The sequence below is a fragment of the Plantactinospora sp. KLBMP9567 genome, assembly GCF_033446045.1.
Classification (GTDB): Bacteria; Actinomycetota; Actinomycetes; order Mycobacteriales; family Micromonosporaceae; genus Plantactinospora.
The window spans coordinates 176464-202630 of record NZ_JAWQRR010000033.1 but is presented as its reverse complement, the minus strand read 5'-3'; the positions used below and the strand labels follow the sequence as shown (position 1 = coordinate 202630).

Annotated in this window: 20 protein-coding genes; 4 read left to right on the top strand and 16 right to left on the bottom strand. The window is 70.8% G+C overall.

What is annotated here, in order from left to right:
- Nucleotides 1-159: 159 nt before the first annotated feature.
- The gene (locus R6Y94_RS25070) at nt 160-3153 is read right to left on the bottom strand and encodes an AfsR/SARP family transcriptional regulator (protein WP_318398296.1); all 2994 of its coding nucleotides are present in this window, start codon (nt 3151-3153) and stop codon (nt 160-162) included.
- Nucleotides 3154-3284: 131 nt separating this feature from the next.
- On the opposite strand from R6Y94_RS25070, the gene R6Y94_RS25065 reads away from it, so the two are divergent.
- The 3 genes from R6Y94_RS25065 to R6Y94_RS25055 all read left to right on the top strand — a co-directional run bounded on the left by R6Y94_RS25065 (nt 3285) and on the right by R6Y94_RS25055 (nt 8433).
- Nucleotides 3285-5222, top strand: coding sequence for a serine/threonine-protein kinase (locus tag R6Y94_RS25065; protein ID WP_318398295.1), 1938 nt, complete (start codon nt 3285-3287; stop codon nt 5220-5222).
- Nucleotides 5219-7708, top strand: a complete 2490-nt coding sequence (locus R6Y94_RS25060) for an FHA domain-containing protein (RefSeq protein ID WP_318398294.1) — start codon at nt 5219-5221, stop codon at nt 7706-7708. The genes R6Y94_RS25065 and R6Y94_RS25060 overlap by 4 nt, the downstream gene beginning before the upstream one ends.
- Before the next feature lie 65 nt (nt 7709-7773).
- Entirely contained in the window at nt 7774-8433 is a 660-nt protein-coding gene (locus R6Y94_RS25055; RefSeq protein WP_318398293.1) for a hypothetical protein, read from the top strand.
- Between the two features lie 416 nt (nt 8434-8849).
- Here the strand turns inward: R6Y94_RS25055 and R6Y94_RS25050 are convergent, their stop codons facing one another.
- Complete coding sequence (locus R6Y94_RS25050) at nt 8850-9014, bottom strand: hypothetical protein (protein ID WP_318398321.1); 165 nt, start codon at nt 9012-9014, stop codon at nt 8850-8852.
- Between R6Y94_RS25050 and R6Y94_RS25045 the strand changes: the two genes are divergently transcribed.
- Nucleotides 9003-9974 (top strand): nucleotidyltransferase family protein, encoded by a 972-nt coding sequence (locus tag R6Y94_RS25045; RefSeq protein WP_318398320.1) that lies wholly within the window; start codon nt 9003-9005, stop codon nt 9972-9974. The two genes, R6Y94_RS25050 and R6Y94_RS25045, sit on opposite strands and share 12 nt — an antisense overlap.
- Nucleotides 9975-10329: 355 nt before the next feature.
- Here the strand turns inward: R6Y94_RS25045 and R6Y94_RS25040 are convergent, their stop codons facing one another.
- The 14 genes from R6Y94_RS25040 to R6Y94_RS24975 form a co-directional block, all read right to left on the bottom strand.
- Nucleotides 10330-11403 carry a 2-oxo acid dehydrogenase subunit E2 gene (locus R6Y94_RS25040; protein ID WP_318398292.1) on the bottom strand — a complete coding sequence of 358 codons (1074 nt, stop codon included), beginning with the start codon at nt 11401-11403 and terminating at the stop codon, nt 10330-10332.
- Nucleotides 11396-12418, bottom strand: coding sequence for a transketolase C-terminal domain-containing protein (locus R6Y94_RS25035; RefSeq protein ID WP_318398291.1), 1023 nt, complete (start codon nt 12416-12418; stop codon nt 11396-11398). The genes R6Y94_RS25040 and R6Y94_RS25035 overlap by 8 nt, the downstream gene beginning before the upstream one ends.
- Nucleotides 12411-13322: a thiamine pyrophosphate-dependent dehydrogenase E1 component subunit alpha gene (locus R6Y94_RS25030; RefSeq protein ID WP_318398290.1), complete on the bottom strand. Its 912-nt coding sequence runs from the start codon at nt 13320-13322 to the stop codon at nt 12411-12413. Before R6Y94_RS25030 ends, R6Y94_RS25035 begins: the two co-directional genes overlap by 8 nt.
- A complete protein-coding gene (locus tag R6Y94_RS25025) occupies nt 13315-14817 on the bottom strand; it encodes an AMP-binding protein (protein ID WP_318398289.1) in 1503 nt (500 codons plus the stop codon). Before R6Y94_RS25025 ends, R6Y94_RS25030 begins: the two co-directional genes overlap by 8 nt.
- Nucleotides 14814-15692: a diiron oxygenase gene (locus R6Y94_RS25020; RefSeq protein ID WP_318398288.1), complete on the bottom strand. Its 879-nt coding sequence runs from the start codon at nt 15690-15692 to the stop codon at nt 14814-14816. Before R6Y94_RS25020 ends, R6Y94_RS25025 begins: the two co-directional genes overlap by 4 nt.
- Before the next feature lie 29 nt (nt 15693-15721).
- A complete protein-coding gene (locus R6Y94_RS25015) occupies nt 15722-15964 on the bottom strand; it encodes an acyl carrier protein (RefSeq protein WP_318398287.1) in 243 nt (80 codons plus the stop codon).
- Nucleotide 15965: 1 nt separating this feature from the next.
- A complete protein-coding gene (locus tag R6Y94_RS25010; protein ID WP_318398286.1) occupies nt 15966-16877 on the bottom strand; it encodes a transglutaminase domain-containing protein in 912 nt (303 codons plus the stop codon).
- Nucleotides 16874-19252, bottom strand: a complete 2379-nt coding sequence (locus R6Y94_RS25005) for a peptidase domain-containing ABC transporter (protein WP_318398285.1) — start codon at nt 19250-19252, stop codon at nt 16874-16876. The genes R6Y94_RS25010 and R6Y94_RS25005 overlap by 4 nt, the downstream gene beginning before the upstream one ends.
- Entirely contained in the window at nt 19249-19977 is a 729-nt protein-coding gene (locus R6Y94_RS25000; RefSeq protein WP_318398284.1) for an SDR family oxidoreductase, read from the bottom strand. The genes R6Y94_RS25005 and R6Y94_RS25000 overlap by 4 nt, the downstream gene beginning before the upstream one ends.
- The gene (locus tag R6Y94_RS24995) at nt 19970-21169 is read right to left on the bottom strand and encodes a class I adenylate-forming enzyme family protein (RefSeq protein WP_318398283.1); all 1200 of its coding nucleotides are present in this window, start codon (nt 21167-21169) and stop codon (nt 19970-19972) included. The genes R6Y94_RS25000 and R6Y94_RS24995 overlap by 8 nt, the downstream gene beginning before the upstream one ends.
- A gap of 3 nt (nt 21170-21172) precedes the next feature.
- Nucleotides 21173-21439, bottom strand: coding sequence for an acyl carrier protein (locus R6Y94_RS24990; protein WP_318398282.1), 267 nt, complete (start codon nt 21437-21439; stop codon nt 21173-21175).
- Between the two features lie 3 nt (nt 21440-21442).
- Nucleotides 21443-23107 carry a condensation domain-containing protein gene (locus tag R6Y94_RS24985; protein WP_318398281.1) on the bottom strand — a complete coding sequence of 555 codons (1665 nt, stop codon included), beginning with the start codon at nt 23105-23107 and terminating at the stop codon, nt 21443-21445.
- 204 nt (nt 23108-23311) lie between these two features.
- Nucleotides 23312-24847, bottom strand: coding sequence for a class I adenylate-forming enzyme family protein (locus tag R6Y94_RS24980; protein ID WP_318398280.1), 1536 nt, complete (start codon nt 24845-24847; stop codon nt 23312-23314).
- Between the two features lie 187 nt (nt 24848-25034).
- A complete protein-coding gene (locus tag R6Y94_RS24975; RefSeq protein WP_318398279.1) occupies nt 25035-26057 on the bottom strand; it encodes a ParB/RepB/Spo0J family partition protein in 1023 nt (340 codons plus the stop codon).
- Nucleotides 26058-26167: the final 110 nt, after the last annotated feature.

Below are 26167 nucleotides of genomic sequence, written 5' to 3'. Positions count from 1 at the left end.
CGCGCCGGGCCGACCTGGTCGCCCGCTGGCGAACCGGAGGAAACGTCTGATCGGGAGCGTGCCGTCGCCCGTCGCTGGCTACCCGGTACGGTCGGGGTACGGCTCGGCACCGGTCGACTGAGGCGCTGCGGGCGCCAGCTCCCGCTGATGCCGCCCGCATCAACGGAGGAACGACGGGAGTTGCAGCGCCCCCTCCTCCAAGTTCAACCCGTCGAGGATGGCCTGCCACTCCGCCCGGTACGCCGCGGCGGCGCCGTCGTCGCCGGCCACCGCGCTGACCCGGTCCAGCCGAGCCAGCACCCGGGCGGCCTGGGGGCGGGCCCCGATCCGCCGGCACAGTCCCAGGGCGCGCCGAAGCGACGCCTCCGCGTCCGCCCACCGGTTCTCGGCGGCGGCCAGGTCCCCCATGGAACGCAGCGTTTCGGCGAGCCCGTCGCGGTGCCCTATCGTCTCGTGTCCGGTCAGCGCCCGGTCCAGTCGCCGCGCCGCCTCCGGCAACCTGCCCTCGCGAATGTCGACATCGGCGAGCGCCTGCTCCAGGTACGCCGTGCCGAGGTCGTCGCGTAGCCGCACGCTGACCTCCATCGCTTCGGCGAGTGCCTGTCGCGCGCCACCCAGCTCTCCCATGTCGGTCAACGCCAGCCCGTAGTGGTAGCGGTGCAGCGCGTCCCGCAGCGGATGGACGGGGGCACCGCTGATGGTCAGCGCCTCCGCCAGCAGCGGCACGGCCCGGCCGGGGTCGCCCATCTCCCAGTACGCGAAGCCGAGGGTGGCCAGGCTGTCGCGTTGCAGCTGACCGGGCAGCTGCGGGTCCCGGGCCGTACTCACCGCCCGGGCCAGCCAGTCGAACGCCTCCCCGGACGGCCCGGCGCGCAGCGCCGCCAGGCCGGTGTTGGTGAGCGCGCGTACCAGCAGTTGTGGGTCGTCGATCCGGCGGGCCACCGCGAGCTGCTCTGCCGCGATGGCGGGCAGTTCGGCGTACCGGTCCCGGCCGAGGCAGGCGGCGAAGAGTTCGCCGAGCAGTCGGGCCCGGAGCGGATCCGCGCCGGAGGCGGGTACGTAGGACAGAGCGAGGCGCAGCACGTGCTCCAGGTCGTCGTCGTAGGAGCGGAGCCGGAGGAACCCGGACAGCCGCAGGGCGAGCCCGCCGGCCAGATCCGGCAGGTCGGCCCGACCCGCCTGGCCGACCGCCGCCACGAGGCCGGCGCGTTCGGTCTCGAACCAGGCGAGCGGGTCGGCACGGAGGGCGCGCTGACCGCTGTTGCCCATCGGCCCGGGCTCCCGGTTCCGTTCCGCCTCTGGAGTGGCGAGCAGCTCGTCGGCCTCGCCGGCCAGGCCGAGCCAGCCGCGCAGCAGCCGCGCCAGTGCCTGCTCCCGGTCGACCGGCTCGTCATCGACCGTGAGCCGCTCCCGGGCGTACTCGGCGACCAGGTCATGCAGCCGGTACCGCTGCTGCCCGACGGCGTCCCGGCCGAGCGGTTCGACCAGGTGTACGTCGGCGACCTGGTGCAGCAGCGTAAGCGCCCGCCCGTCGGTGGTGTCCAGCAGCGCCTGGGCGGCCCAGCGCGCCGAGTCGGTGGTGCTGAGCAGCCCCAGCCGCCGCATCAACCGCCGCGCCTCGGCGGGCAGCGCCCGGTAGCTCAACGCGATGCTGGCCCGGACGTCGAGGTCGCCGACGGCCAGTTCGTCCAGCCGGCCCCGTTCCACCGCCAACCGCTGCCGTAGCTCGTCGACGGTCTCCTGGGGCCCTACCGCCAGCCGGGCGGCGGCGATGCAGAGCGCCAGCGGCAGCCCGCCGCAGAGCCGCGAGATCTCCCGCGCCGCTTCCGGTTCGGCGGCGATCCTCGCCTCGCCGACAGCGTCCGTCAGCAGCCGTACCGCGTCCTCCGTGGACAGTGCGGGTACCGCGACCCGGGCGGCGCCCAGCATCGCGGCCAGTTGTCGCCGGGAGGTCACTACCGCGCCGCTACCGGCCGATCCCGGCAGCAACGGCCGTAGCTGCGCCTCGTCGGCCGCGTCGTCCAGGACCGCCAGCATCCGGCCCCGGGCCAGGTGGCTGCGGTACAGCGTCACCCGCTCCTCGGGATCGTCCGGAACATCACCGCCCGCGACGCCCAGCGCCCGCAGGAAACGCTCCATGATCCGGTACGGATCTGCCGGCGTGTCGTGGCTGCCCCGCAGGTCGGCGTAGAGCTGCCCGTCCGGGAAGGCCGCGCCCAGCCGGTGACCTGCCGCCAGCGCCAGCGCGCTCTTGCCGACCCCGCCGGGACCGGTCAGGAGCACGACCGGGGCGGAGGTCGGGTCCGGGGTGGTCATCCGCCCGAGGATCCGGTCGAGCAGCGACTCCCGGCCGGTCAGCGCCGGCGCCGGCGGAAGCTGCCTCGGCACCGGACGCATCCGCTCCGGGCCCGCCCCGGCCAGCGGTTCACCGAGCAGGATCCGCTGTTGTGTCGCGCGCAGCGACGGCCCCGGCTCCAGTCCCAGGCCGTCGGCGAACCGCCGGTAGGCGCGGCGGTAGACCGCGAGCGCCTCGGCGCGCCGGCCCAGGCCGGCCAGCGCCGACATCTGCTGGCGGTAGAGCCGCTCCGCGTACGGATTGTCGGCGAGCAGCGGCTCGACCTCGCGCAGCACCGTCTCGTAGTCCGCGAGCCCCAGCACGGCGTCGAGCTTGGCCTGGGCCGCACCGAGCCGCTCGCCGTGCAGGGCGTCGCGGAGTCGCCCGCTGTCCGCTCCGGCGACGTCGGCCAGCGCCGGGCCGCGCCACAGCGCCAGCGCCTGGTCCAGCAACGCCACCGCGGCGGTGTGATCCCCACCCGAAGCGGCCGCACGTCCCCGGTCGGCAAGGTCGCGGAACTCCGTCAGGTCCAGACGATGTCCGCGCAGGCGCAGCAGGTACCCGGTGGGTCGGGTCTCGATCAGGTCCGGGTCCGCGGCCCGGAACCGGCGGCGCAGGCCGCTTATCAGGTTGTGCAGCTGGGCCCGGGCGGAGCCGGGCGGCTGCTGCCACAGCCGGGTGATCAGCACGTCCGCGGGGAGCAGCTTCCCGGCGCCGAGCAACAGGCTGGCCAGCACCAGCCGTTCCCGCCCGCTGCCGCTGGGCAGGAGCCGCCCGTCGTGTCGGACCTCGACGGGCCCCAGGATTCCGAACTGCACGGGCCATTGTTACCGCACCTCGCCCAGATACTCACAACTCGCTAACAAGTGGCGGATCCACACCGGAAAGATCCGTTAGCTTGACGGCGGACGCGGCCAGGGCGGAAGAGATCGGGTGGATCAGGGTGTCGATGGACGGGGGGCCCGGGTACGTCGGTCCGGCGGACGCACCGGACCGGTACGAACTGGTGCAACGGCGTGCGGCGGGCGGCGAGGGCGAGGTGTGGCTGGCCCGGGAGCGCCACGGCGCCGACTCGTTCTCGTACGCCGTGAAGCTGATCCGGCTCGACGACGACTCGGCTGCCGACCGGCAGTTGGAGGAGTTGCGGCTACAGGCAGCCCTGCTGACCCACCTGGAGCATCCGGCGCTGGTGAAGGTGAAGGAGGTCTTCGTCGGCGCGCCGCCGCATCCGGCCGGGCAGCAGCCGGATGCGGCGGGCCGGCGGCTCTACTTCGTGATGAAGTGGATCGAGGGTCCCAGCCTCCAGACGGCGCTGGAACGCGGTGACGTGCGCGGGCTCGACGTACTGGCCCCGCTACAGCAGGTCGCCGAGGCGATCGACTACCTGCACAGCGGTCGGGACACCAGCGCTGCCCCGGTACTGCACCGCGACATCAAGCCGGCGAACATCCTGCTCGCCCCCGACGGCCGGGTCTACCTGGTGGACTTCGGGCTGGTACGCCTGCGCAGCACCGATCGCACGTCGCGGATCTTCGGCACCGCTCCGTTCATGGCACCGGAGTCGCTGGCCCGTGGCGAGTACACCCCCGCGACCGACCGGTTCACCCTCGGCGCCACCGTCTACTACGCGATCACCGGAAACCCACCGCTGCCCGGTGACCCGGCGGGAATGGTGCAGCGGCTGACCGCGGCGCTCGGACCGGGCCAGGATCGGCAGGTGCGGGGCATCGTCGCAATGCTCGCGGTGCAGCCGGAGGCCCGGCCGGCGAGTGCGGCGGCCTGGGTCCGGGCGCTGCGTACCGCACCGCCGGAGACGTCGGTCGGCGCCGGGGTTCCGGAGGGCGGCGCCGTCGGGCCGGGATCATCGGCCGGTTCCGTGCTGCCCGAGACGTCGTTCGGGCCCGCGCCGCCGGTCTCGCCGGACGCCGCCCCGGCGTCGCCCGGCTATCCGATGCCGCCGGGCTCGACGGGTGGCGTCCGGCCGACGTCGCCACCACCGCCGTCGGGCTATCCGATGCCGTCCGGTCCGAGCGGTGCCACCGGGCCGGTGTCGCCACCACCGCCGTCGGGCTATCCGATGCCGTCCGGTCCGAGCGGTGCCACCGGGCCGGTGTCGCCACCACCGCCGTCGGGCTATCCGATGCCGCCGAGCAGCCCCGGGGGTCCACGGCTCTCCCCTGCCGCCGGTGGTTTCCTCAGCACCCCGCCGCCGAGGAAGAAGCGCAGCAAGGCACCGCTGATCGTCGTCGGCGTGCTGCTGTTCTCCCTCGTCGCCTGCTGTGTCGGGATATACCGGGCCTCGCCGGACGGGGACCTGTTCGGGGCGGGGCCCGGCGCCACCCCCACCCGGTCGTACGACAGGAGCAAGCCGCCGCCACCGATCACCGCGCTGCAGCCGGCGCTGGTCACAGCCGCCGACATCACGGCCGTGCTGAAGGCACGCCGCGAGGTCATCCGTCCCCGGGACGCGGATGACTCCCTGCAGGGCGGGCTCGCCGCGTTGAACCTGTGCAGCGACGGGAGGGTCACCGCGCACGCGATCGGCGCCAGCGAGAGCAACGGCTTCGACGTCAACACCGGAAGCTACCCGAACGTGGACTCGGCGGTCGCGGGCTTCTACGCCGACGAGGCGGACGCCTTCTTCGACGCGGTCCGGACGAAGGCCACGGGATGCGGGAGGTGGTCCGAGATGCAGGTCCCGAAGCTCGGTGACGAGGCCCTCGGCATCTTCACCGACACCGGGCAGTACTACGACATCGCCATCGTTTTCGTCCGACGCGGGCAGGTGGTCATCGAGGTAGCGGTGAAGGGTAGGGGTAGATACCAGTCCGACGCGATCCAGCTCGCCACCGCGATGGCCAAGCGACTGCCCAAGGGTGGGGCATGACCGACGCGGTCCTGCTGATCGGCGCCCCGGACGGGGAACGGCGGGTCACCCCGGAGGAGGGGGCGCTCCGGGTCGGCCGGGACCCGCTGTGCCGGATCGTCGTCGACGACCCGCGCGTGTCCCGGGAGCACCTGGAGCTGCGTTACCAGGCCGGACGCTGGCGGATGCGCGACCTGGGCGGCCAGAACGGCACCTACACGCCGGCCGGCCGGGTCTCCGAGCTGGACCTGACCGGGCCGGTGGAGGTCCGGCTCGGCGGGTTCGACGGTCCCCGGCTCACCCTGCGGCCGGCGTCGACACCGACATCGCCGCAGGTCACCCGGCCACCGCTCGCGCCGCCACCGTCGACCACGGCCGCCGTGGTCGCGCTGCCGGGCCCGCCCGGCACGGGCACGCCGCCGGGTACGCCGGGCACACCGTCGGGGATGCCGGCCGGAGGTACGTCCGGCGCGGGCACGCCACGGTTCGAGGCCGGACGGGTACCGTCCGCGACGTACCAGGCTGCTCGGCGGACCCGGATCGGCCGCGCCCCTGACAACGACATCGTCCTGGACGACCTGCTGGTGTCGCGGTACCACGCGGAGCTGCTCCGCACCCCCGCCGGTCTGAACCTGGTCGATCTCGGCACCCGCAACGGCACCTTCGTCAACGGCCGCCGGGTCAGCACCGCCGAGTTGCGCCCGGGTGACCTGCTGTCGTTCGGCCGGCACCAACTCGTCGTCGACGCCGCCGAGCTGCGCGAGTACGTCGACGCCGGGCGCGTCTCGCTGCACGCCGACGGACTGGGCGTCACCGTGGCGGGCGGCAGGCGGCTGCTCGACAAGGTCAGCTTCGCGTTGGACGAGTGCAGCCTGCTCGCCGTGATGGGTCCGAGCGGGGCGGGCAAGTCGACCCTGCTCGCCGCGTTGACCGGCTACCGTCCGGCCGACGAGGGCACGGTCAGCTACCAGGGCCGCGACCTGTACGCCGAGTACGACGAACTGCGGCACCGGATCGGCCTGGTGCCGCAGGACGACATCCTGCACTCGGCGCTGACCGTGCGCCGGGCCCTGCGGTATGCCGCCGCGCTGCGGTTCGGGCCCGACGTGACGGGCACGGAGCGGGAGCGGCGGGTCGGCGAGGTGATCGACCAGCTCGGTCTGACCAGTCAGGCGGACCAGCGGATCGACACTCTCTCCGGCGGCCAGCGCAAGCGCACCTCGGTCGCGCTGGAGCTGCTCACCGAGCCGTCGCTGCTCTTCCTCGACGAACCCACCTCCGGGCTCGACCCGGCGCTGGACCGGGACGTGATGACCAGTCTGCGGGACCTCGCCGACCGGGGCCGCACCGTCGTGGTGATCACCCACAGCCCGCTGCACCTCAACGTCTGCGACCGGGTGCTCGTGCTCGGGCGGGGTGGCAAGGTGGCCTACGTCGGACCGCCTGACGGGCTGCTGCGGTTCTTCGGCGCCCGGGAGTACGCCGACGTGTTCAAGCAGGTGGCCGACGACCCGGATGGCTGGGCCGCGCGCTATGCGGCCACGCTGCCGCCCCGGCCCGCCGCCGTCGGACCGGGCGGGCCCGGCAACCGTTCGGGACAGGCCCACCCGGCACAGGACAAACCGGCGCAGGACAAACCGGCGCAGGCCCGACCGGCGCACGCCCAGCCTGCCCCGGCGCAGCCTGCGCGGCAGAGCTGGCGGCGGCAGTTGACGATCCTGACCCGGCGGATGGCGGCCGTCACCCTGGCGGACCGGACGTACGCCGCCCTGCTGCTCGGCCTGCCGCTCGGGCTCGCCGCGCTGCTGCACGTGATCCCCGGTGGCGCCGGCTTCACCCGGTCGGCCTCCGGGCCGAGCCTCGAACCGGCACAGCTGCTCGTCGTGCTGATCGTCGGTGGGATCTTCGTCGGGCTCGGCGGCGGCATCCGGGAACTGGTCCGCGAACGTGCCATCTACCGCCGAGAACGTGCGGTGGGGCTGGCGCCGAGCGCGTACCTGGGGTCGAAGCTGTCGGTGTTCGCGGTGGTGACCGCGGTCCAGGCGGCGCTGTTCGTGGTGGTCGGCCTCGCCGGCCGGTCCGGGGCACCGCGGGCGCTGGCGCTGCCGTGGCCACTGCTGGAGCTGATCGTGGTGGTCTGGCTGACCGCCCTGACGGCGGCCGTGCTGGGACTGCTGGTCAGCGCGTACGTCTCCACCGGGGAGCAGACCATGCCGGTCCTGGTGGGACTGGTGATGGCACAGCTCGTGCTCTGCGGCGGACTGTTCGAGGTGGTCGACCGCACCGGGGTGGAGCAGCTGTCGTGGTTCGCACCCGCCCGGTGGGGGTACGCCGCCGCGGCGGCAACGGTCGACCTCCGTTCGCTGACGGTCAATCCGTCTGCGGACGCGCTGTGGCGGCACAGGACCGGTGCGTGGTGGTGGGCGATGGGTGTCCTGGCGCTACAGGCCGGCGTGCTGACCGCCGCCACCCGGTGGGCGCTGCGGCGCCACGAACCGGGGCGCTGACCACGGGGGCAGCGGAGTTCGGAACTGAGAAACGGGGGAAACCGGTGGGCCGCCGCAAGGACAACTTGATCGACGTCGCTCAGCGCGAGGGGTGGGCCAACGCCTGCCAGTTGTACGAACACCTGCACGCCGGTGGCGCCCTCGCCGCGCTCCCTCCGGGGTCGGTGCGACTGAACCGGGACGAGGTGGCGCACGCCGAAGCCGTGCTGGGCTACGCCCGCTTCTACGGCACATCGGTCTCGTACCGCAGCAGCAGCACGCTGCTGCTCGGGTCGGCGACGTTCGTGGCGGCCGGGTTGGCGGCGAACGCGATGGCCAACTCCTCGGCGCGACGCCGCGCCGAGGCATCGGCGGCGGCCCAGTGGCGGGACCACGCGCACGTCCGGACCATACTCACCAATCAGCGCCTGCTCTGCGACTACCGGGGCCAGTGGCTGAGCTTCTGGCATCAGGGCGTGGTGGAGTTCCAGGGCGACATGGGGCAGTGGTTGTTCGTGCTGCGCTACGAGGTCGGTGACCCGATCATGCTGCACGGTCCGGCGGCGCCGTGGTTCGCGGTGAGCGCCGCGCACCTGGTGTACGGCCAGCAGGGCCTGCGACTGCCGGCCCTGGCCGCGATCGCCTGGTCGGTGTCGGAGGCGGCGGCGCACCGGCGGCGGGCCATCAGCGGTGAGATCGCCCCCGACAGCGGTTCCGACGGGCCTCGGGCACTGCCTGCGCCCTGAGCGGGCGACTGGTGTCCTGGGACGAGCGGAGAGGTCAACGCCGCGTATCGGCAACAGCCGAGTCTTGTTCAAGAGGGGATGTCGGGTGGGTCGCGTTCAACTGACAACCGTCGACAGCACCCCGTTTCCCGGCCAGCCTTGGCAGTACTGGCAATGCCACCGTGGACCGGCTGTCGACAAGCCGACGGTGGCGCAGTGATGTCCGAGGACCACGACACATGGCCGAACGGGACGAGGTTGAGCACAATGCGTCGCCCAAGGCGCGAACCACCAAGATCCGCTACACTTCGCTCGCCCGTCCGTCCGGAGCAGGCGCTGTGCACCGAGTAATCGGGCGACCACAGTGGACGGGCGATTGAGCCCTCCGCTCTCCAACGCCTCAACGCCTTCGCAAAGGAAGCCGAATGGCCGCGATATCAGCCGAGTCGGAGTTGTTGCTGCTGCTCAGCAGACAGCAGATAACAGACCCGCAGATAGCCCGTGTACGCGAAATACTCGGTCAGGACGAGCCGGGTCTGGATTGGGGACGGATCGCCGGTCAGGCCGCTCAACACCGCGTCGCCGCCCTCGTGGGATGGCATGGATGGCGCCTCTTGACCAGTGCGGCGGTGGCTGGCTTGGACGCCGCCGTCGTGTCGCTTCTCTACTCCGCTTACCGGGACACCCGGCGGAGCAACGAACTCATGCTGGACGAGATCCAGGCGATCAGCGACGCCGCAGCGGCACAGGGCATCACCGTGCTCATGCGCAAGGGCGGCCATCTGGCCTTCGCGGTCTACCAGGAGCCGGGCCTGCGGCCGATGGGCGACCTGGACGTCCTCGTCACCAGAGCGCAGGCGCCCGCCCTGGTGGAGGTGCTTGAGCGACTGGGCTATGTGGAGGGGAACCCGACAGAAACCGACATCGTCCCGCTGAGCAAGCGGGACCGGGCGTTCTGGCGCCTGTACGGCAGCGACCTGCCCAAGTTGAACAAGCTGACCGGGCAGTTCGACCGCCCGATCATCAGCGTGGACGTCAACGTGTCGCTGGCGCTGCCCGGTAAGGGGTACGACGTTCCGGTCAGTGCCGTCCTGGCGCACGCTCATCGGCACCGGTACGGTGACGTCTCGTTCCTCGTGCCATCCCCCGAGGACACGGTCATCGACCTGTCCGCCCACATCTACAAGACCTCGACGACACTCCGGTTCATGAACCGCGGCAGCAAGCACCGGCGTCTGATCAAGTACGTGGACATCGCCGAACTCGTGCGCGCGGCCGGACATGACTTCTCGTGGGACCTGTTCCTCAAGCGCGTCGACGAATACGCGGTCGCCGGGCCCGTGTTCTACGGGCTTGCCCACCTGCAGATGCTCTTTCCGGACGTCATCCCCCCGGAGGTCCTCGCCGCACTCCGGCAACAGTGCCCGGAGCCGGAGCGCCTGCTCACCGAGTACGGCCAGTGGGATCTGCCACAGCCGCGTGCGTGGCAGCAAGACTTTCTCACCCGGTTCTTCGACCCGGCCACCGATCGCGACCTGCCTGCCTCAAAGTCACTCGTATGACGACAGGAGGCGCCTGAGCGACTCCGCTCAAGCGCCTCCTGCTGGCTACCGGCTATTGGCAGGCCTTCGGACCGCCGACGATGTCGTCCAGTTCCTCGTCGGCCATCTCGCGGATGTCGACGCCGTCGAACTCTACCTCGGTCATGTGGGTTCACCCCCTTCCCGCATCATCGTGTGGCTCGGGTTGTCTCCACCGCGGCGGGATTCGAACCCGCAGTCGAGTCGCGCGTTCGACCTGCCGGCTCCACTAGGGATCCGGAATACCGAATTGGAGGGTGGATGCCACAGGATACCTCCGATATGCCCACGAAGAATGCCGCGTCGGCGGCGTTCAACCGACAACCCTCGGCGGCCGTCAGCCCGACTCCAGGTCAGCCTTGACCGCGTGCAGGAACGCCACCGCCGACCGGCCGTTGACGAACCGATGGTCGTACGCCAGACCGAGATGGAAATACTCACTGCTCGTGACCGAACCGTCGTCAAGAAGTATCAACTCACGCTGCATCGAGGCGAGAGACAACGCACACATGTGTTCCGGAAAGATGAGCGGCTGCGCGTGCACGATATCGGCGTCCGTGTGTATCGCGAACGCGATGTTCGACCCGGTCAGATCTGCCTCAGTGAAATCGCCACGCATCGCGGCAAGCCGGAACCGTAACAGATCGGCCGAGATGTCCCGCAGCGGCCGGGTGTCGGCGTCGGCGACGACCGGCAGGTAGAGACCCTTTCCCACGTCGATCGTGACTCCGACGTGCGCCCCCGGCCGCACGGTCACCGTCTGATCGTCCACCGCGTGCGCGAAGAACAGCCGGAACTGCTTCCGTCGCGCCGCGATCGCCTTGACGACCAGTTCCGGGACGCCGAGGAAGCCGACGGTCGCCGCCTCGTCACGCAGGCGCTGTTTCAGCCGGTCGGCGACCACCTTCACGACCGAGTAGGCGGCGGGGATCTCGCGATGCGAGGCGGACACCGTACGGGCGACCCGTCGCTGGGCAGCCGACACGGGCACCCGCTCAACTGCGGCCGACCCCGCCTGCCCGGCGACGAGTTGCTCGATGTCCGACCGCGAGATGACCACCTTGCCGATCGACCGTACCGTCTCCTCCGCGACGCCGTATTCGACCATGAGCTGCCGGGCCGGCCGGGTGATGGTGATCGGATCCGGGTCGGCGTTCCGCTGCGCCTGCACTGGACGGTCGTCCCTGGCGACGGTTGCCACCACCTCCCCGGGGCGGCAGGTTGAGGGCGCGTGGATCCGTTGCCACAGGGTGCCGGCCTCCTCCGCGACGAGTTCGTGTGCCGCCTTCGAGGTCTCCACCAGAGCCACTGCGGTGCCCGCACCGACCGACGCCCCGTCACCGACCAACCACTCGAGAAGCGTGTACTCCTCGTCGGTCGCGTTGAGCCGGGGAAGGCGAATGTCACCCACCGGCGACCGCCGTCACCATGGCGCGGATGTCGTCTTCCTGGACCAGCACCGCACGCTCGAGATGAGGGGCGGCCGGGATGGCGCGGGATGGCGCGTGGAGCAGATGGACGGGCTGGGACAGCAGTTCCCACATCTGCTGGTGGATGGTGTGGGCGACCTCGGCCCCCCACACCCCGCCGGCCGTCGCGTCCTCGACGACCACCACCCGCCGAGCCTGGGCGACGAGTGGGGCCAGTGGCGTGGGGTCGAACGGGTAGAGCCGGGACGGCACCACGGCCCGCACCGCGATCTCGGCACTGAGGTAGGCACCGCGCATCGCGCCGAGGACCCTGCCGGTGAGGCCACCCGGTGCGATGACGACGACGTCCACCGCGTCCACCCCGTGGATGCCCAGCACGGCGAAGTCGCAGTCGCCGCCGATCCGTGCACAGTGGAACAGCTCGTCTCCGGTGGCCGCACCGAACCGCCGCCGTCCGTAGAGCACCTTGTCCTCGAAGTACATCGCGGGGGCCGCGGAGTCGAGGATCCGGGCCAGCGTGGCGTGCCCGTCGTGTACCGGGCTCATCTCGTAAACGGCAAGGTTGGGGATCCCCACGAAGTGCTTCTGGAGGCTCTGGCTGTGGGTGGGGCCGTATCCACGGTTGCCTCCCGTCGGGCACCGGATCACCACCGGCATCCGCACCGACTGGCCGTACATGCTGACCACCTTGCTGGCGAGGTTGACGATCTGGTCGAAGCACAGGGTGGCGAAGTCGGAGAACATGATCTCGACCACCGCCTCCCGGCCGCGCAGGGCCAGGCCGACCGCGAAGCCCAGGATCGCCTGCTCGCTGATCGGCGTGCTGAGTACCCGTCCGGGATGGGCCGTGGAGAGCCGGCGGGTGACGCCGAAGGCGCCGCCGTACGGGTCGAGGATGTCCTCACCGATCAGGAAGAGATCCGGTCTCTCGGCGAGCAGGGTGGCCAGGCCGCGGTTGAGGTTCTCCCCGACCCGCTCCACTGCCCGGTCATCCACGGCCGGCACCGATCAGCGGCCTGGCGAGTACGTCCTCGACCACGGCCCGGATTCCCGCGGTCGCCGCGGCATCGAGCCGGTCAACCTGCTCGGGAAACGCCGCGCGGTAGTGCGGGTACCAGTCGCGCCCGGCGATGGCGTCGAGTTCCGCCGAGGTGCGGGTGTCGTCCCCCTTGCTGTGCGGTCCGAGCCGTACCGTCTCGAACTCCACCACCAGCGGCGAACCGTCCTGGCGTACCTCGGCGACGAGCGGCGCGAGAGTGCTCCGGATGCCACCGACGTCGATACCGGTCACCTTGACCTGCCGGATGCCGAAGGCCGCACACCGGTCGGCGATGGTACCGGCCATCTGTGCCGGCGTCGGGGTGGACTGGGCGATCCCGTTGTGCTCGACGACGACGACCATCGGTACCCGCCAGAGAGCGGCGAGGTTGAGCGCCTCGTACACCACTCCCTCACCCCAGGTGCCGTCGCCGACGTAGACCACCGAGAGCGACGCCGTGCCGGTGCGCCGCATGTCGAAGGCGGCGCCCACCGCGACCGGTACCAGTTGCCCTTGGATTCCGGTGGACATGAACCCGGCGCGGCGGATGTGCTGTGAACCGCCCGTCCCGGCACACACCGCACCTTCACGGCCCGCGAGCTCGGCGAGCAGGCCGGCCGGATCGTCGTACCTCGCCAGGTAATGCCCGTGTCCCCGGTGGTTGCTGAACACCTCGTCGTCGCGACGGAGCAGGGACTCGACCGCGACGGGGATGTGCTCCTGGCCCAGGCAGGTGTGTGTGGTGCCCCTGATCAGTCCCCGGCCGAGCAGGTCGAGTACGGCGTACTCGAAGCGGCGGATGGACAGCATCGCCCCGAGCTCGGAGTCGGCCAGCGGGCACGGCGGTGGGCTCTCAGGCACGGGCGACCTGCTCGCCGACCAGAAGGTCCCGGGCGCGCGCGGCGAGCGCCGCACGGTCTATCTTGCCGTTCGCGGTGTGCGGGAGCGCGTCAACGTCGTGACACAGCCGCGGCACCATGTATCCCGGCAGGATGGCGGCGATCGGTCGACGGATGTCGAGGCCCGGGGTACCGACATAGAACACCGCCAGTTCGGTCCGCCCGGCTGCCTCGAACGCCACCGCGACGGCACGTTCCACCCCTGGCAGCCGCCCGACGTGCCACTCGACCTCATCCAGCTCGACCCGGTAGCCGCGGACCTTCACCTGCCGGTCCATCCGGCCGAGGTAGCCGAGTTCGGCGCCGGCGAGCTGTCGGACGCGGTCGCCGGTGCGGTACCACCGCACGCCGTCACCGTCGTAGAAGCGCCCCTGGTCGTCGGCGGGGTCCAGGTATCCGGGAAACATCTGCGGTCCGGTGACACACAGCTCGCCTTCGGTGCCGTCGGCGCCGTCCTCGGTGATCCGGTACCGGAGATGCGGGTACGGCGTCCCGATGGGAACGACACCGTGCACGGCGAGTTCGGCGGACTGGTCGGACAGCCGATGCGCGGAACAGGCGATCGTCAGCTCGGTCGGGCCGTACAGGTTTTCCACCATGGATCCTGGTGCGGCCCGCTGCCAGTCCTGGGCGTCGGTCAAGCGCAGCGCCTCGCCGCAGAACAGGCTCCACCGCAGCGTCGGCATCGCGCCGGGAGTCAGCCCGCCCCGGCGCCGTACCACCTCGATCGCACTGGGCACGGAGAACCAGAAGGTCACCCGCTCGGAGGCCAGGAATTCCGGCAGCGCGGTGAACACCTGTGGCGGCGTGGACACCACGGCGGCACCCGCACCCCAGGCCACGAACAGGTCGAACATCGCCAGGTCGAAGGTCTGGTCGAAGGTCTGTGAGCAGACGTCGTCCGGGCCGAGGTCGTAGCGGTCCAGGTTGTACCGCAGAAAGCTGTCCATGTTGGCGTGCGTGACCGGAGCACCCTTGGGTCGGCCGGTGGATCCGGAGGTGAACAGCACGTATGCCGCCCCGTCGTACCCGGCCCGGGGCAGGGTACCCAGCGGCGTCGCGGCCGGCGCCGCCACCCGAAGCCCGGGCAGGGCAGCCGCAAGGTGCGGGAGCGTCGCCGCCGCCGACCGGTCGGCGATCAGTGTGTCGATCCCGGCCATCGCCGCCATCCGGCAGGTACGCGCGGCGGGGAAGCCCGGACTGAGCGGCACCGCCGTCGCGCCGGCGTAGAGCGTGGCGAGGAGCCCCGCGTACGACTCGATGCTGCGTATCGCGAGGATGCCGACGGTCCGCGCCCCGCATGCGGTCAGTCCGCCGGCCCAGCGCCGAGCCACGTCGTCCAGCTCAGCGTAGGTCCATTCCTGGCGGCCGATCCGCAGTGCGACGCGGTCCGGCGCGGTCGCCAGGCCGGCGGTGAACCACTCGTGCAGCATCCGTCGCGGTGGCTGGCCGGTCACCAGGCAACCATGCTCTCGGTGAAGAGCCCCATCCGGCTGAAAAACCGGGTGGTCTTGCGCATCACGGTCCGGTGGAACTCCTGACGGTACGGGTCATCGACCACCTCGGAGCGGATTCGCTTGGCTCCGGTGAGCGCCGCGTCCGCGTACACCGCAGGGTTGTAGAACGCCCGCAGGCACGAGCTGACATATCGCGACAGATACGCCGCGGCCCCCGCGACCTCCTCGGGTGTCGCGCGGTGCGTGGCTTCCTCGTACAGCGCCCGCATCATCTGCCGGCCGAACGCGATGTGTCTCGACTCGTCCTGGTGATGGACGGCGTTGATCCGCTGCGCGATCGCCGGCAGTCGGTCGTCGGTCGCCATCTTCGCGTTGTAGTAGTCGCACAGCTCCTCCGCGATGAGGATGCGACCGAAGATCATGACGTCGCGTACCGCGTCGTTGCCCTCGGCAGCGTGCCCGATGACACGTTTGGTGCGGTAGACCTTCCCCCCGTACCGGTTGCAGAACTGGGCGAAGAACCACATGTGTTCGTTCTCTTCGTGGATGAAGTCGTGGAAGAACTCCGAGAGGCCCGGGTACCGCGTGTCGTAGATCCGCCCGGCTACCTCGCCGATCAGGTCGCGGATGAGATGGACATTGAGGCTGAAGAAGTTCACTGCCTCGGCCTGGGTCAGGCGCAGCCGGTCGGCCTCCGACAGGCGGTCCCACACCGGGGTCCCGTAGCAGGTGGTCAGCTCCGGACTCATCCAGAACTGGTCGGTTGGCAGCTCGTCCGGCCAGTCGAAGATGTCGAAGACGTGGTAACGCTGGTCCCGCGACTGGCTGCTCAGCTTGGCGGCGACCGTGGTGAGCCGTGCCCATGTCTGCCGCACCGATGCCTGTCCCTCCTCGGCAGTGCCGGTCACAGCAGGCCCCTGACCGCGTGCCAGATGGTGCCCGGAGTCGCGAACACCTCCGGCTGCAGGAGCTCGGGTGGGAGCTCGATGTCGAACTCGGTCTCGAGATTGACGATCAGCTCGACCACTTCCAGCGAGTCGACCCCCAGCTCGGCCAGGCCGCGGTCGGGGTCCAGCGGCGCGGCGGCGCCGAGCAACCGGCTGCGCTGCCGGATAAGCGATTCAAAGGCTGGTGGCCAGTCCACCATGTCATTCTCCTGTGTCGCGGTAGGTAGGAAATCTCGCGGAGACCGGCTGACCGGCGTGGGCCACAAGGTCACGTCGGTGGGCTCCGATGCGGCCGAGAACGCCGCCGAGCGAGCGGGTCCGGTGCCACCGCGGCCCGGCGACACCCCACTGCCGCAGGGCATCCACCAGCACCGGGTCGACGGGAACCCAGACCCCGTCGACGTGGAACTCCGCCCACGAGTGCGACGCGGAGATCGGCGGGGTCAGCGACCTGCCGTGGGAGAACCGGGCGACCAGTCCCCGGCTGGCGGCCTCCTCGACCAGCATGCGGGCCACGCCGACGCAGTCGGCAATGCCGGCGGTACGAACGAAGCCGGTGTCGGCGCGCAACGTCTCCGGGAGCCAGAGGAAGCGGATGTGCCGGGTCTCCTCCAGCAGGTCGAGCAGCGCGGCCGGCAGGTCGGGCCAGGTACGCGGCCGGTCGAACGTCACCGAGTGCAGGACACCGCCACGGGCCGGCGCCGAGGCCGTCTCGTGCCAGCCGTCCTCCGGCACCGCCAGGCGGTACCGGCACGGCCCGTCATGCCCGGGATCGGGGCACCGCGCCAGGTAGTCCATCCGGTAGCGGGTGTGCGTGGTAGGGCGCTCCAGCTCGCGGATCCACCAGGACAACACCTTTCGCTCGCGGGACCGCGCATCCAGGTGTACCGCGACGTTGCGCAGGTCGGTGGCGTCGAACCGGGCGCCATCCGCGCCGGACGCCGAGGGCAGGCCGGCGGCGACGAGGGCGGCGACCGTCGGCCCGTCGATCTGGTACTCGGCGGCGGCAGCGGCGGCGTCGACCTCGAACCGCCGATGGGCGTCCGGCACCCGCAGGATCAGCGCGACGACGGCGTCGAGCTCCCGGCGCTCAAGGCTCAGCGACGACGTCACGGCGCGAGCCCCGCAAGCCGCCGGTACGGGCCGTCCTGTGTGATCAGGTCCTCGTGCCGTCCCCGCTGGACGAGCCGGCCGTCGCTCATCACCAGGATCTGATCGGCGTCCTCGGGGTGGGAGAGCCGGTGCGCGACGACCACCAGGGCTTGACCCGTGCCGCGCAGGTTGGTCACGATCCGGTCCTCGGTGCGCCGATCGAGGGCGCTGGTCGCCTCGTCGAGGATCAGCAGCTCGCAGTCCCGAATCAGGGCCCTGGCCAGCGAGACGCGTTGGATCTGTCCACCCGACAGGCCCGCCCCGGCCGCGCCGAGCAGCGTCTCGTACCGCATCGGCATGGCGTCGATGTCGTCGTGGATCTCGGCCAGCCGCGCCGCCGCGATGACGTCGTCGAGGGAGCACTCCGGCCGGCCCAACGCGATGTTCTCCCGGATGGTTCCGGCGGACAACCGGGCGTCCTGGCGCACGAACGCCATCGACCGCCGCACCGCCGGCCGGTCGAGCTGATCGGTGGGCACGCCGTCGATGAACACCGTGCCGGCGCTGGGCAGGTAGAGCCCGGCCAGCAGCATGGCCAGCGTCGACTTGCCGGAGCCGGACTCGCCGACGATGAGGGTGAACTGTCCAGGCGCTATCTCGAAGTCGATGTCGGCCACTGCCGGCGCCACGGCGCCGGGATAGGCGAACCGCACGGCGTCGAGCCGGACCGCGCCGGTGACCCGGGACGGGGCCACCGCATCCGGCCCGGCCTCGGGCCGCGCGTCAAGGATGTCGGCGAGCCGGGTCAAGGTCGGACCCAGACCGGCGATCTGCAGCCCGGTCTGGGCAAGGCTCGCCAGCGGTACGAACATGCCCATGGCCAGGGCGGAGAAACCCACCACGCGGGACAGTGAGATCTCGCCGCGACCCAGCAGGATCAGGCCAGCTCCGAGCACGGTGAGGGGGGCCAGAAACTGAACCGCGGTGCTGGCGGCCTCGCACACGGCGAGGAACCGCCGGCTGCGGGTCCTGGCGTTCACCTCGTCGGCGAAGGTGTGGCTCCAGTTCTCCGCCGCGGCGCCCTCAAGCCCGGACGCCTTCAGCGTCGGCACGCCGTCCAGCAACTGGAACAGCTCGGTGTGTGCCCTCGCCTGCGCCTCCAGCAGCGCGGCGGTGAGGTACTCCTGCTTTCGCCAGCTAGCGGCGAGCAGGCCGACCTGGGTGACGGCGAGGGCAAGCACCAGCGCGCCGAGGCGCGGATCGGCGATGACGACGAGCCAGCCGTACACCAGCACCAGAACCCCGTCGAGCACGGCCGACAACGCGGATCCCGTCAGGACCTGCCGTACCGCGTTGCTGGTCCGGACCCGCATCGCGAGGTCCCCGGTGTGCCGCCGGGCAAAGTAGTCGAGCGGCAGGGAGACAAGGTGGTGAACCGTCCCCAGGGTCACCGACTTGTCGGCGAGGGTCTGGATGGACAGCATGGCCATCCTGCGGGCGGTCTGCATCCAGAAGTACATCGCGAACAGCACGATCGGCGCCGCGACGAACAGCCACGTGCTGACCGGCTCGCCGGGCTGGTTCGCCCGGTCCACGACGTAGGAGGAGGCGATCGGCACGGCCAGGCTACACAGGGTCAGGGCGACCGAGGTCACCGCGAGTGGTACCCACGCGCTGGTGCGAGGGAAGAACTTGGTCACATAGGGCATGCGGCTCGCACCGAGGCGCTGCCGGCCGGACCTTCGCCGCGGCGTCACGGCGCCGACCGGCGGGTGGAACTCCAGCGCCACCCCGGTGAACGCCTTGCCAGCCTCGGCCAGGCTGACCTTGCGGCGTCCGAAGGCCGGATCGACGATGTACAGGTGGTTGCCGGTCACCCGTTCCAACACGACGAAGTGGACGAAGTTCCAGAACAGGATGGTGGCCGGAGCGAGGTGGCGCAGCCCGTCGATGGAGACCCGGACACCGCGGGCGGCCAGACCGCGACGCCGGGCCGCGGCCAGCATCGAGCGGGCCGGAACCCCGTCCCGGCCCGTGTTGGTCTCGATTCGCAGCGCCTCGAGCGGCTCCGGCCGACCGAAGTAGGCGAGGACCATCGCCAGGGCGGCAGCTCCGCAGTCGCTCATCTGCGCCTGGAGCACGAGCGGAACCCGGTTGCGCCGGACCGTCAGCGCGGCCCACATGTCCCGCCACCGCAGGTCGCGCAGCAGGGCCAGGCTCGGTAGCGCCCGCCAGCCGACGTCCACCGCTTCCCCGGCCTCCCGCGTGAGGCCGTAGTTGCGCACCGCCTCGCGCCGGAAGCGCTGACGTCGGTCCGTGAACTCCGTCGGTGGACTGGTTGCCCCCGGTGGCGGGGTGGGCCGTTCCGCGTGTCCACGCTCGTCCAGAGTGCTCATCCGCCGCTGCCCGAGTCAACCCGGATCACCTGCGCGGTGATGGCCTCCGCGGCAGGCGAGAGCAGGAACTCCACCGACCGCGCCACATCGGCGGGTGTGGCACCCCGGTCCAGCATGTTGCGCCGGTTGATCGCGGCGCGGAGGTCGTCATCGATCGTCGCTGTCATGGCTGTGTCGATGAAGCCCGGTGCGACACAGTTCACCGTGATACCCCGGCCGCCGACCTCGGCGGCGAGCACCCTGGAGAACCCTTCGAGAGCGCACTTCGTCGCGGTGTAGGCGCCGAGTCCGCGAAAGGTCCGGTGGGCCGCGATCGACGAGATGTTGACGATGCGTCCACCGCCGCGATACATCGCCTTGACCGCCGCCTGGCACAGGGACATCGGGACCTCGACATTGAGCTGCCACATCCGGCTCACGTCCGACCAGGCGGTGGCTACGTGCAGAGCCCCACTCGCGACCCCGGCGTTGTTGACGAGGCCGTAGAGGTCGGCGCACTTCCGGAGCCGGTCGGCCACCGCGATCCGGTCATCGCCGGAGGTGAGGTCGGCGGCTAGGAACGTCAACGGGTCGCCGACGGCCTCCCGCAGCGCCGCGAACTCGCTGGAGGCGGTCCGCGACACGGCGACCACCCGATACCCGGCGGTGAGCAGCCGACGGGTGACAGCCAGCCCGATGCCCCGCGAACCGCCGGTGACGAACACCGTCCCGAGCGCCTCACCCACCACGGACCGCCTTTCCGGACACGGCCATCGGGAACTGGTCGACCACGGTGACTCGGCGCGGCTGTTCCGCCGGGGCCAGTACGCGGCGGGCATGGGCCTTCACCCGCTGGACGACCGCGTCGTGGTCGCATTCCGGCAGTGTGACGATGTCGGCGCCGACAACGGCACCGAGCACGCTGCTACGGACCGGATAGACCCGGGCCGCGACGACCTCGGGGTGTTCCTGCAGCAGCCGAGCCACGTGGCCGGGCACGACCTTCGTGCCACCCACGTTGATGACCTCGCCGCGCCGCCCGAGAACGTGCACCCGGCCACCGTCGATGGCGGCGGCGTCCCCCGTCGGCAGGTACGGTGCGCCCGGACCAGGCGACACCAGGAGTTCGCCGTCGCGTATCGCCAGTGCCTTCCCGGCCGGCCCGTAGCCGTCGAGGACGGAAAGAGGCAGGCCCGGAAGTCCGTCGGTGACGGTGGCGATCCGGCCGAGTTCGGTGCTGGCGTAGATCTGCAGGACGCGCCGCGGCGCGAACGCCGCCCCAACCAGCCGAAGCAGGCTCGCGTCCACCGGCTCGCCGCCCATCGAGACGGTGTCTACCCGCGGCCGGGCGGCGTCGGTCCCGCGGTGCAACGCCGCCATCCGCCAGAACGACGGTGTGCCGGCGACGACCTCGTAGCGCGCGCCTGTCCCAGCGGCGAGGTCGGTGGGTGTGAGGAAGTCGATGCGGGCGGCCCGTCCGAGCGCCTGACTCACGGCTTCCACGCCGGCGTAGGTGAAGGGGGCGTATCCGACTCCCCACCGTTCGTCGCCGTCCACGGTGTCCCAGTCGACGCCGCGGGCCAGGTCATGCCACCTCCAGTGGGTCGGCGTGGGGGTACCGGTGGTCCCGGACGAAAAGATCCACAGCCCTGCCGGCCGCTCGCCGCGACCAGGGTCGGCCGCACCGGTGTGCCGGATCCGGCCGCCCGCGACGTCCAGTACGGCCTGCGGCCGCAGGACTTCCAGCGCCGACGCGGCGATGGTCGGGCCCATCACTACGACGGACGCGTCGAGCGGACGGAGCGCGCACAGCGCGACGACAAGGTCCGTTCCGGCGGTCACCTCGACCGCGAGGTGACGCAGGCCGGTCGCCGCGGCGGCGGCTCGCAGTCGGGCGACCCGCCGCCGCAGCAGATCTTCACGCGTGACCACGGACACGGCTCAACTCGCCGCCGGCCGCAAGGCCCGGCAGAGGTCGCCGAGCGTCTCCATGCGGTCGACGGCGACGACGTCCAGCAGTACGCCCAACTCCTGCTCGAACTCGACGATGAGTTCCGCCATGACGAGGCTGTCGATCTCCAGATCGGCCAGCCGCATGGCGCCGGTATAGCGTGCCGCGGCGCCGGGCGGCGGCCCGGTGAGCACCCGCTTGACCACCGCGTCAAGGGCCTTCTCGTCGATCAACGTGTCCGCGTGGATGCTTTCCACCGGTCAACCAACTCCATCCCTGGATAGCGCCTCGGACCGTTCGCCGCAGGCTGTGCTGGGCACCACCGCAATCCGCCCGGGAACCGCCAGGAACGGCCGACTCGCGACCGTGGAACGAACATGGTTGGCGAGATCGTCCGCCGTGACCTCGACACCGGCGACCGTGACCTCGGCGGCGAGCAACGATCCACCATCCTCCGCGATCTCTACGAAGGCCCTGGACGAGGCAACCGCGGGATGTGTGTCGAGGGTCGAGGTCACCTCGGCCAGGTCGACGACCAGCAGTACCGTACCGTCGGGTGCCCGCAGTGGCGTGAGCTGCGGGCCACTGCCCGTCGTCGGCGTGATACGGCCGGAGTCGTCCCCGTACAGTCGTGCCCGGAAGGCGGCGACGAAGGTGGCGAAGCTGGCTTCCGACATGGTCCCGCTATCGACGGTCAGCCGGATGCGCAGCCCGTTGGGCCGCTCGTTGGCGGCGATACGCAGGCCGTCGGCGGTCCGGTGGAACTCGGGGGTGTACGCGCCACGCTCGACAGTGATCGTGCTGCCGTCCGGAGAGTCGTGGTCGGCGTTGTCCTCCAGATACGTCATGAGCAGGGTGTGGTGGACCGGATGGCCCAGGCGCTGCGCCACTGTCGCCCACATGTCGTCCAACGCCTGCGGCGCGACGTTGCGGCGCGAGGTCGCCGACAACAACTCCCGCCGAGCCTGCACCAGCAGGTCGATCGGCCTGGCCGGCCTGTCCAGTACGACCGGCACGGTGACGTCGAACATGCCGACGATTTCCCGCTCCACGTGACGCCTGCCGTTCAGGCTCATCGAGACGGCGATCCGATCCTGCGGCGTCGCCAGGAACACGGTGGCGGCGAACACCGCGAGCAGCCATTGGACCGTGGTGAAGCCGGACTCCCGCCAGCGGCCGCGCACATCCTTCCACTCGTCACCGACGACGAGTAGCAGCTCGGTCTGGGCGACCGGTGCGGCCGGTTCACCGGGGCTGGGAAGGAACTGGCACCGGGGCGGCAGCCATGGGCCGCGCCGCCGCCAGTACGTGGACACCGCGTGCGACCGGTCGGTGGCGGCGGTCGCCTGGCCGGTCACCGCAGCGAGATAGCCGGCGTCCTCCGGGTCGGTGTCGGTCGCGCGGCTGAAGTAGGTGTCCCACAGTCCGCGTACGACGATCATCCGGGCAGTGGCGTCGACGGCGAAGCCGGAGAACACCCCGATCACCGCGTGTAGCGTCGGTGAGAACCGCAGCAGGCGGAAAATGAACGGGTACTCGACCGCCAGGTCGAAGGTGTGCTTGAGGTCCGCCGCCAGGACAGCGCGCACGTACCGCGCGAACTGCGCGGTGTCCTTAGCCGTCACCTGCGTCAGTGCGACGAGTTGGCGATCGTCCGGCATCGGCCGGATCCACTGGACGGGTACGCGGTCAAGAGTGGTGACGCCTATCCGCAGCCCCGCGTGCCTGGCGACCGTCGACCGCACCGCGGCGAGGAGTGCCGGAACGTCCAGTGGTCCACTGACCCGGTAGGACATGAAGAGTGACGTACTGGCCTCCGGCCTTTCCAGGAGCGCGTGGTGGTGCGCGAGCTGGCCCGGGAGCAACGGATGGACCGCGTCGGTGTCGAGATTGACTGGCTCAAGGCGGGCTTGCCGCGATGGCATACGGGTCCTCATTCCACCAGTGAACCTTTTCCACCTCGACCGCGCGGCGCTTACGCACCGCGTCCGGCCTTGCGGTTCGTCGGACCGCAAGGGGAGGCTGAAAAGGTTCAGTGGTCACCTACCGGAGGGCAACGTTCAACATGACCGTCCAGGTCCGCGCCGGTCATGCTCAAGATCGGCACAGTACCAACTCAGCCGGTACCGTCAAGATCTCCGCATTTGAACGGAGGTCGACGATCGGTGCCGTTGCGCGATCGCGCGAATCCGTTTTCGGTCCACTTTGCCGTGTGGGGTGAGCGGCAGGGCATCGACCGCGACACAGCGGGCCGGCACCTTCGCCGGTTCGAGGCGGCGGGCCAGTTCCGTCAGCACGTCGTCTTCCGGCAAGGCAGTGGCCACCACGACGGTGAGCGGGCCTTCCTCGTCCGGCGGAACAACGGCGGCTCCCTCGACGCCGGCGATGTCCAGGGCCGCCGCCTCGAGTTCGGCGACGCTCGACCGCACGCCACGGTGCTTGAAGACATCGTCGCGCCGACCGTGCAGATACAGGTACCCGTCCCCGTCCAAGTGGCCACGGTCGCCCGTATGCAACCGCCGACCGCTCGCGCTCACCCGGAAGGTCGCGGCGCCGAGCTGCCGGTCGCGCCAGTATCCGGCCATGACGTTTCCACCCTCGACGACGACCTCACCGACTTGGCCGGCGGGCAACGGTCGACCCCGGCGGTCGACGACGTGCACGACCGTGCCGGGAATCGCGCGCCCGACCGACCCCGGGCGCACCAGGTCGCCGTCCGGCTCCAGGATGGTGGCTCGCTTGCACTCCGTCAGTCCATACATGTGCACCACCGCGGCGCCGGGGAACGCACTACGCAACCCGTCGGCGAGCCGCGGCGGCATCCCGGCGCCGGTGCTCGTGAACATCCGGACCGACTGCGCTACCGCCGGTGATGTCCTGGCCGCCAGCCGGAGCAGTGCGGTGGCGATCTCCGGCACCACGGGCACGATGGTGGCCCGGGAGCTGTTTATCCGTTCGAGAAGGGCCATTCCCTCTCCTGGCCCAAGCGTTTCCAGCCGCGCGCCGGCGGCCGTAGTGAGCAGGATCTGGTACAGCCCGTAGTCGAACGAGGGCGGCACGCAGGAGAGTACGACGTCGTCCGGCCGGTAACCCAGGACCTGCCCGATCGCCCTGGTCGCGAAGAGGACCCGGTCGTGCGGGCACACCACGCCCTTCGGCCGCGCGCTGCTGCCCGAGGTGTACATCAGCAGAGCGGGCGGCCCCGGGTCGCGGTCGATGCGGCCGGCATCGGTCGGGCGCGAGCCCGCGACGGGCCCGTCGAGGCTACTCAGGATTTCCCCGAACCGCGCCTGTGACCAGGCGGGGGCGGCGACGTCGACACTTCCGGGGTCGATGCCTATCACGAGGGCTGGAGCGATGTCGGCAAGTACCGTCCGGAGCTGGAACGGGCGCATTCCGGCCGACAGCGGCGCCAGCGTCAGGTCCGCATAGGCCGCCGCGAACAGGATTGTGGCGAACCCGGCAGTGCCGGACCGCACCGCGATCCGGTCCCCCGGCCGCAGGCCCTGTGCGCGGAACAAGCCGGCGAGGTTGACGCTACGCCGCCGGAGTTGTTCGTAGGTCCACCGATGGACACCGTCAACGACGGCGATGCGATGGGGATGCCGTTGTCCGGCAGTGTCCAGCAGGGTATGGATCCGCATGTCAAACAGGTATTGAAGCATGGCGGGGCGACGACGGGGCCACTGAGGTTCAACCGACGACGCCGTTCAACTCCCGGGCAGGGGCCGCAGGCGGTCTTCGGACCGCGACCAGGCCGGATCGGCCGCGTGACGCGGAGCCGACCGGCTACTCCGCCGGGCCCGGATCGGTGGCCGTCACGTTTCTCAGGCGGTGGCCCGCCGAGGCGACCTATTCCGACAACATCTCGCTGAACTGGTGCCATCCGCCGGCACAAGCTTGGGCGACAGCGCGAAGCGGCTCATGGCAGTGCGCGGGAACGGTCTCCGCGGCGTTCGCAGACTGCGAAATGAAGGCAAGCGTCGCCGAAAGCAGCCGGAGTAACGCCTTGCCGTGATCTGTATACCGCAGTGAGGGATCCTCGATGAGCCGTGCCAGCTGTGGCCGGATGACGGCTTTGAGGTCCTGTGCCGTCGCCGGCAGCCTGTCGGTGGACGCCGAGTCCCGCATCTCAGCTGACGGTCCCGCCGCGGCCGCCTCGGCCGCCGGGGCACGAGCCTCGCCGAGCGTCTTGCGACGAACGTCGAACGCCGTTCCGACCGAAATGCCGGACCGGCGCGCCATCTCACGCAGACTGACACCAGGCTCGCGGCGCACGATCTCCTCGGCCAACCGCCTGCCTTCCTCGACCGAGACCGGATGCCGGCGCCCGTCCCGGCCGATCCGGATGTTCAGGTGATGACTCTCGTCGGTTGAACGCCGCCGAAGCGTGGCGACCGTCTTTGCCGCGACCCCGCACACCGACGCTATCCGGCGGTCTGACCACTGAGGATGCGAGGCGAGGATCCGTTCGGCCGCGGCCAGCCGGTCCCGCGTGGTCAGCGGCAAGCCGTGCTCGACGTTCAACTGCACCGCCGCGACGAACGCGTCGACATCGGAGCCATCGAAATAGACGACGGGTATCTGCCTGTCCCCTCGCGCGCGCGCGGCACGCAGCCGATGCATGCCGTCCACCACCCGCAGCGAGGACCGCTGGACAACGATCGGTGGTACCTCGTCGGCCAGCTCGACGAGTAGCCGCGCGTGCCTTGCGCTGACCCCGTCCAACCTCGGCGAGAACCCGGCCCGCAACGAACCTACATCAACCGTATCGACATGCCGAACTGCATGAGCGGCCTCGCTGCCTGCCTTACCAAGCTGCGCGGTGTCGCCGCCATCCGGTCGCCTCTTCATCTGCACCTCGTGCCGGTCCATCACCATGAGAATGATTGCTCTGACGCCCGTCGCCCACGCGCCGACGAGAGCGTGGAGCCAGGGCGGTGCACAGCCGGATTCGGAACCTCCCGCCATTGCCCGTCAGCAAC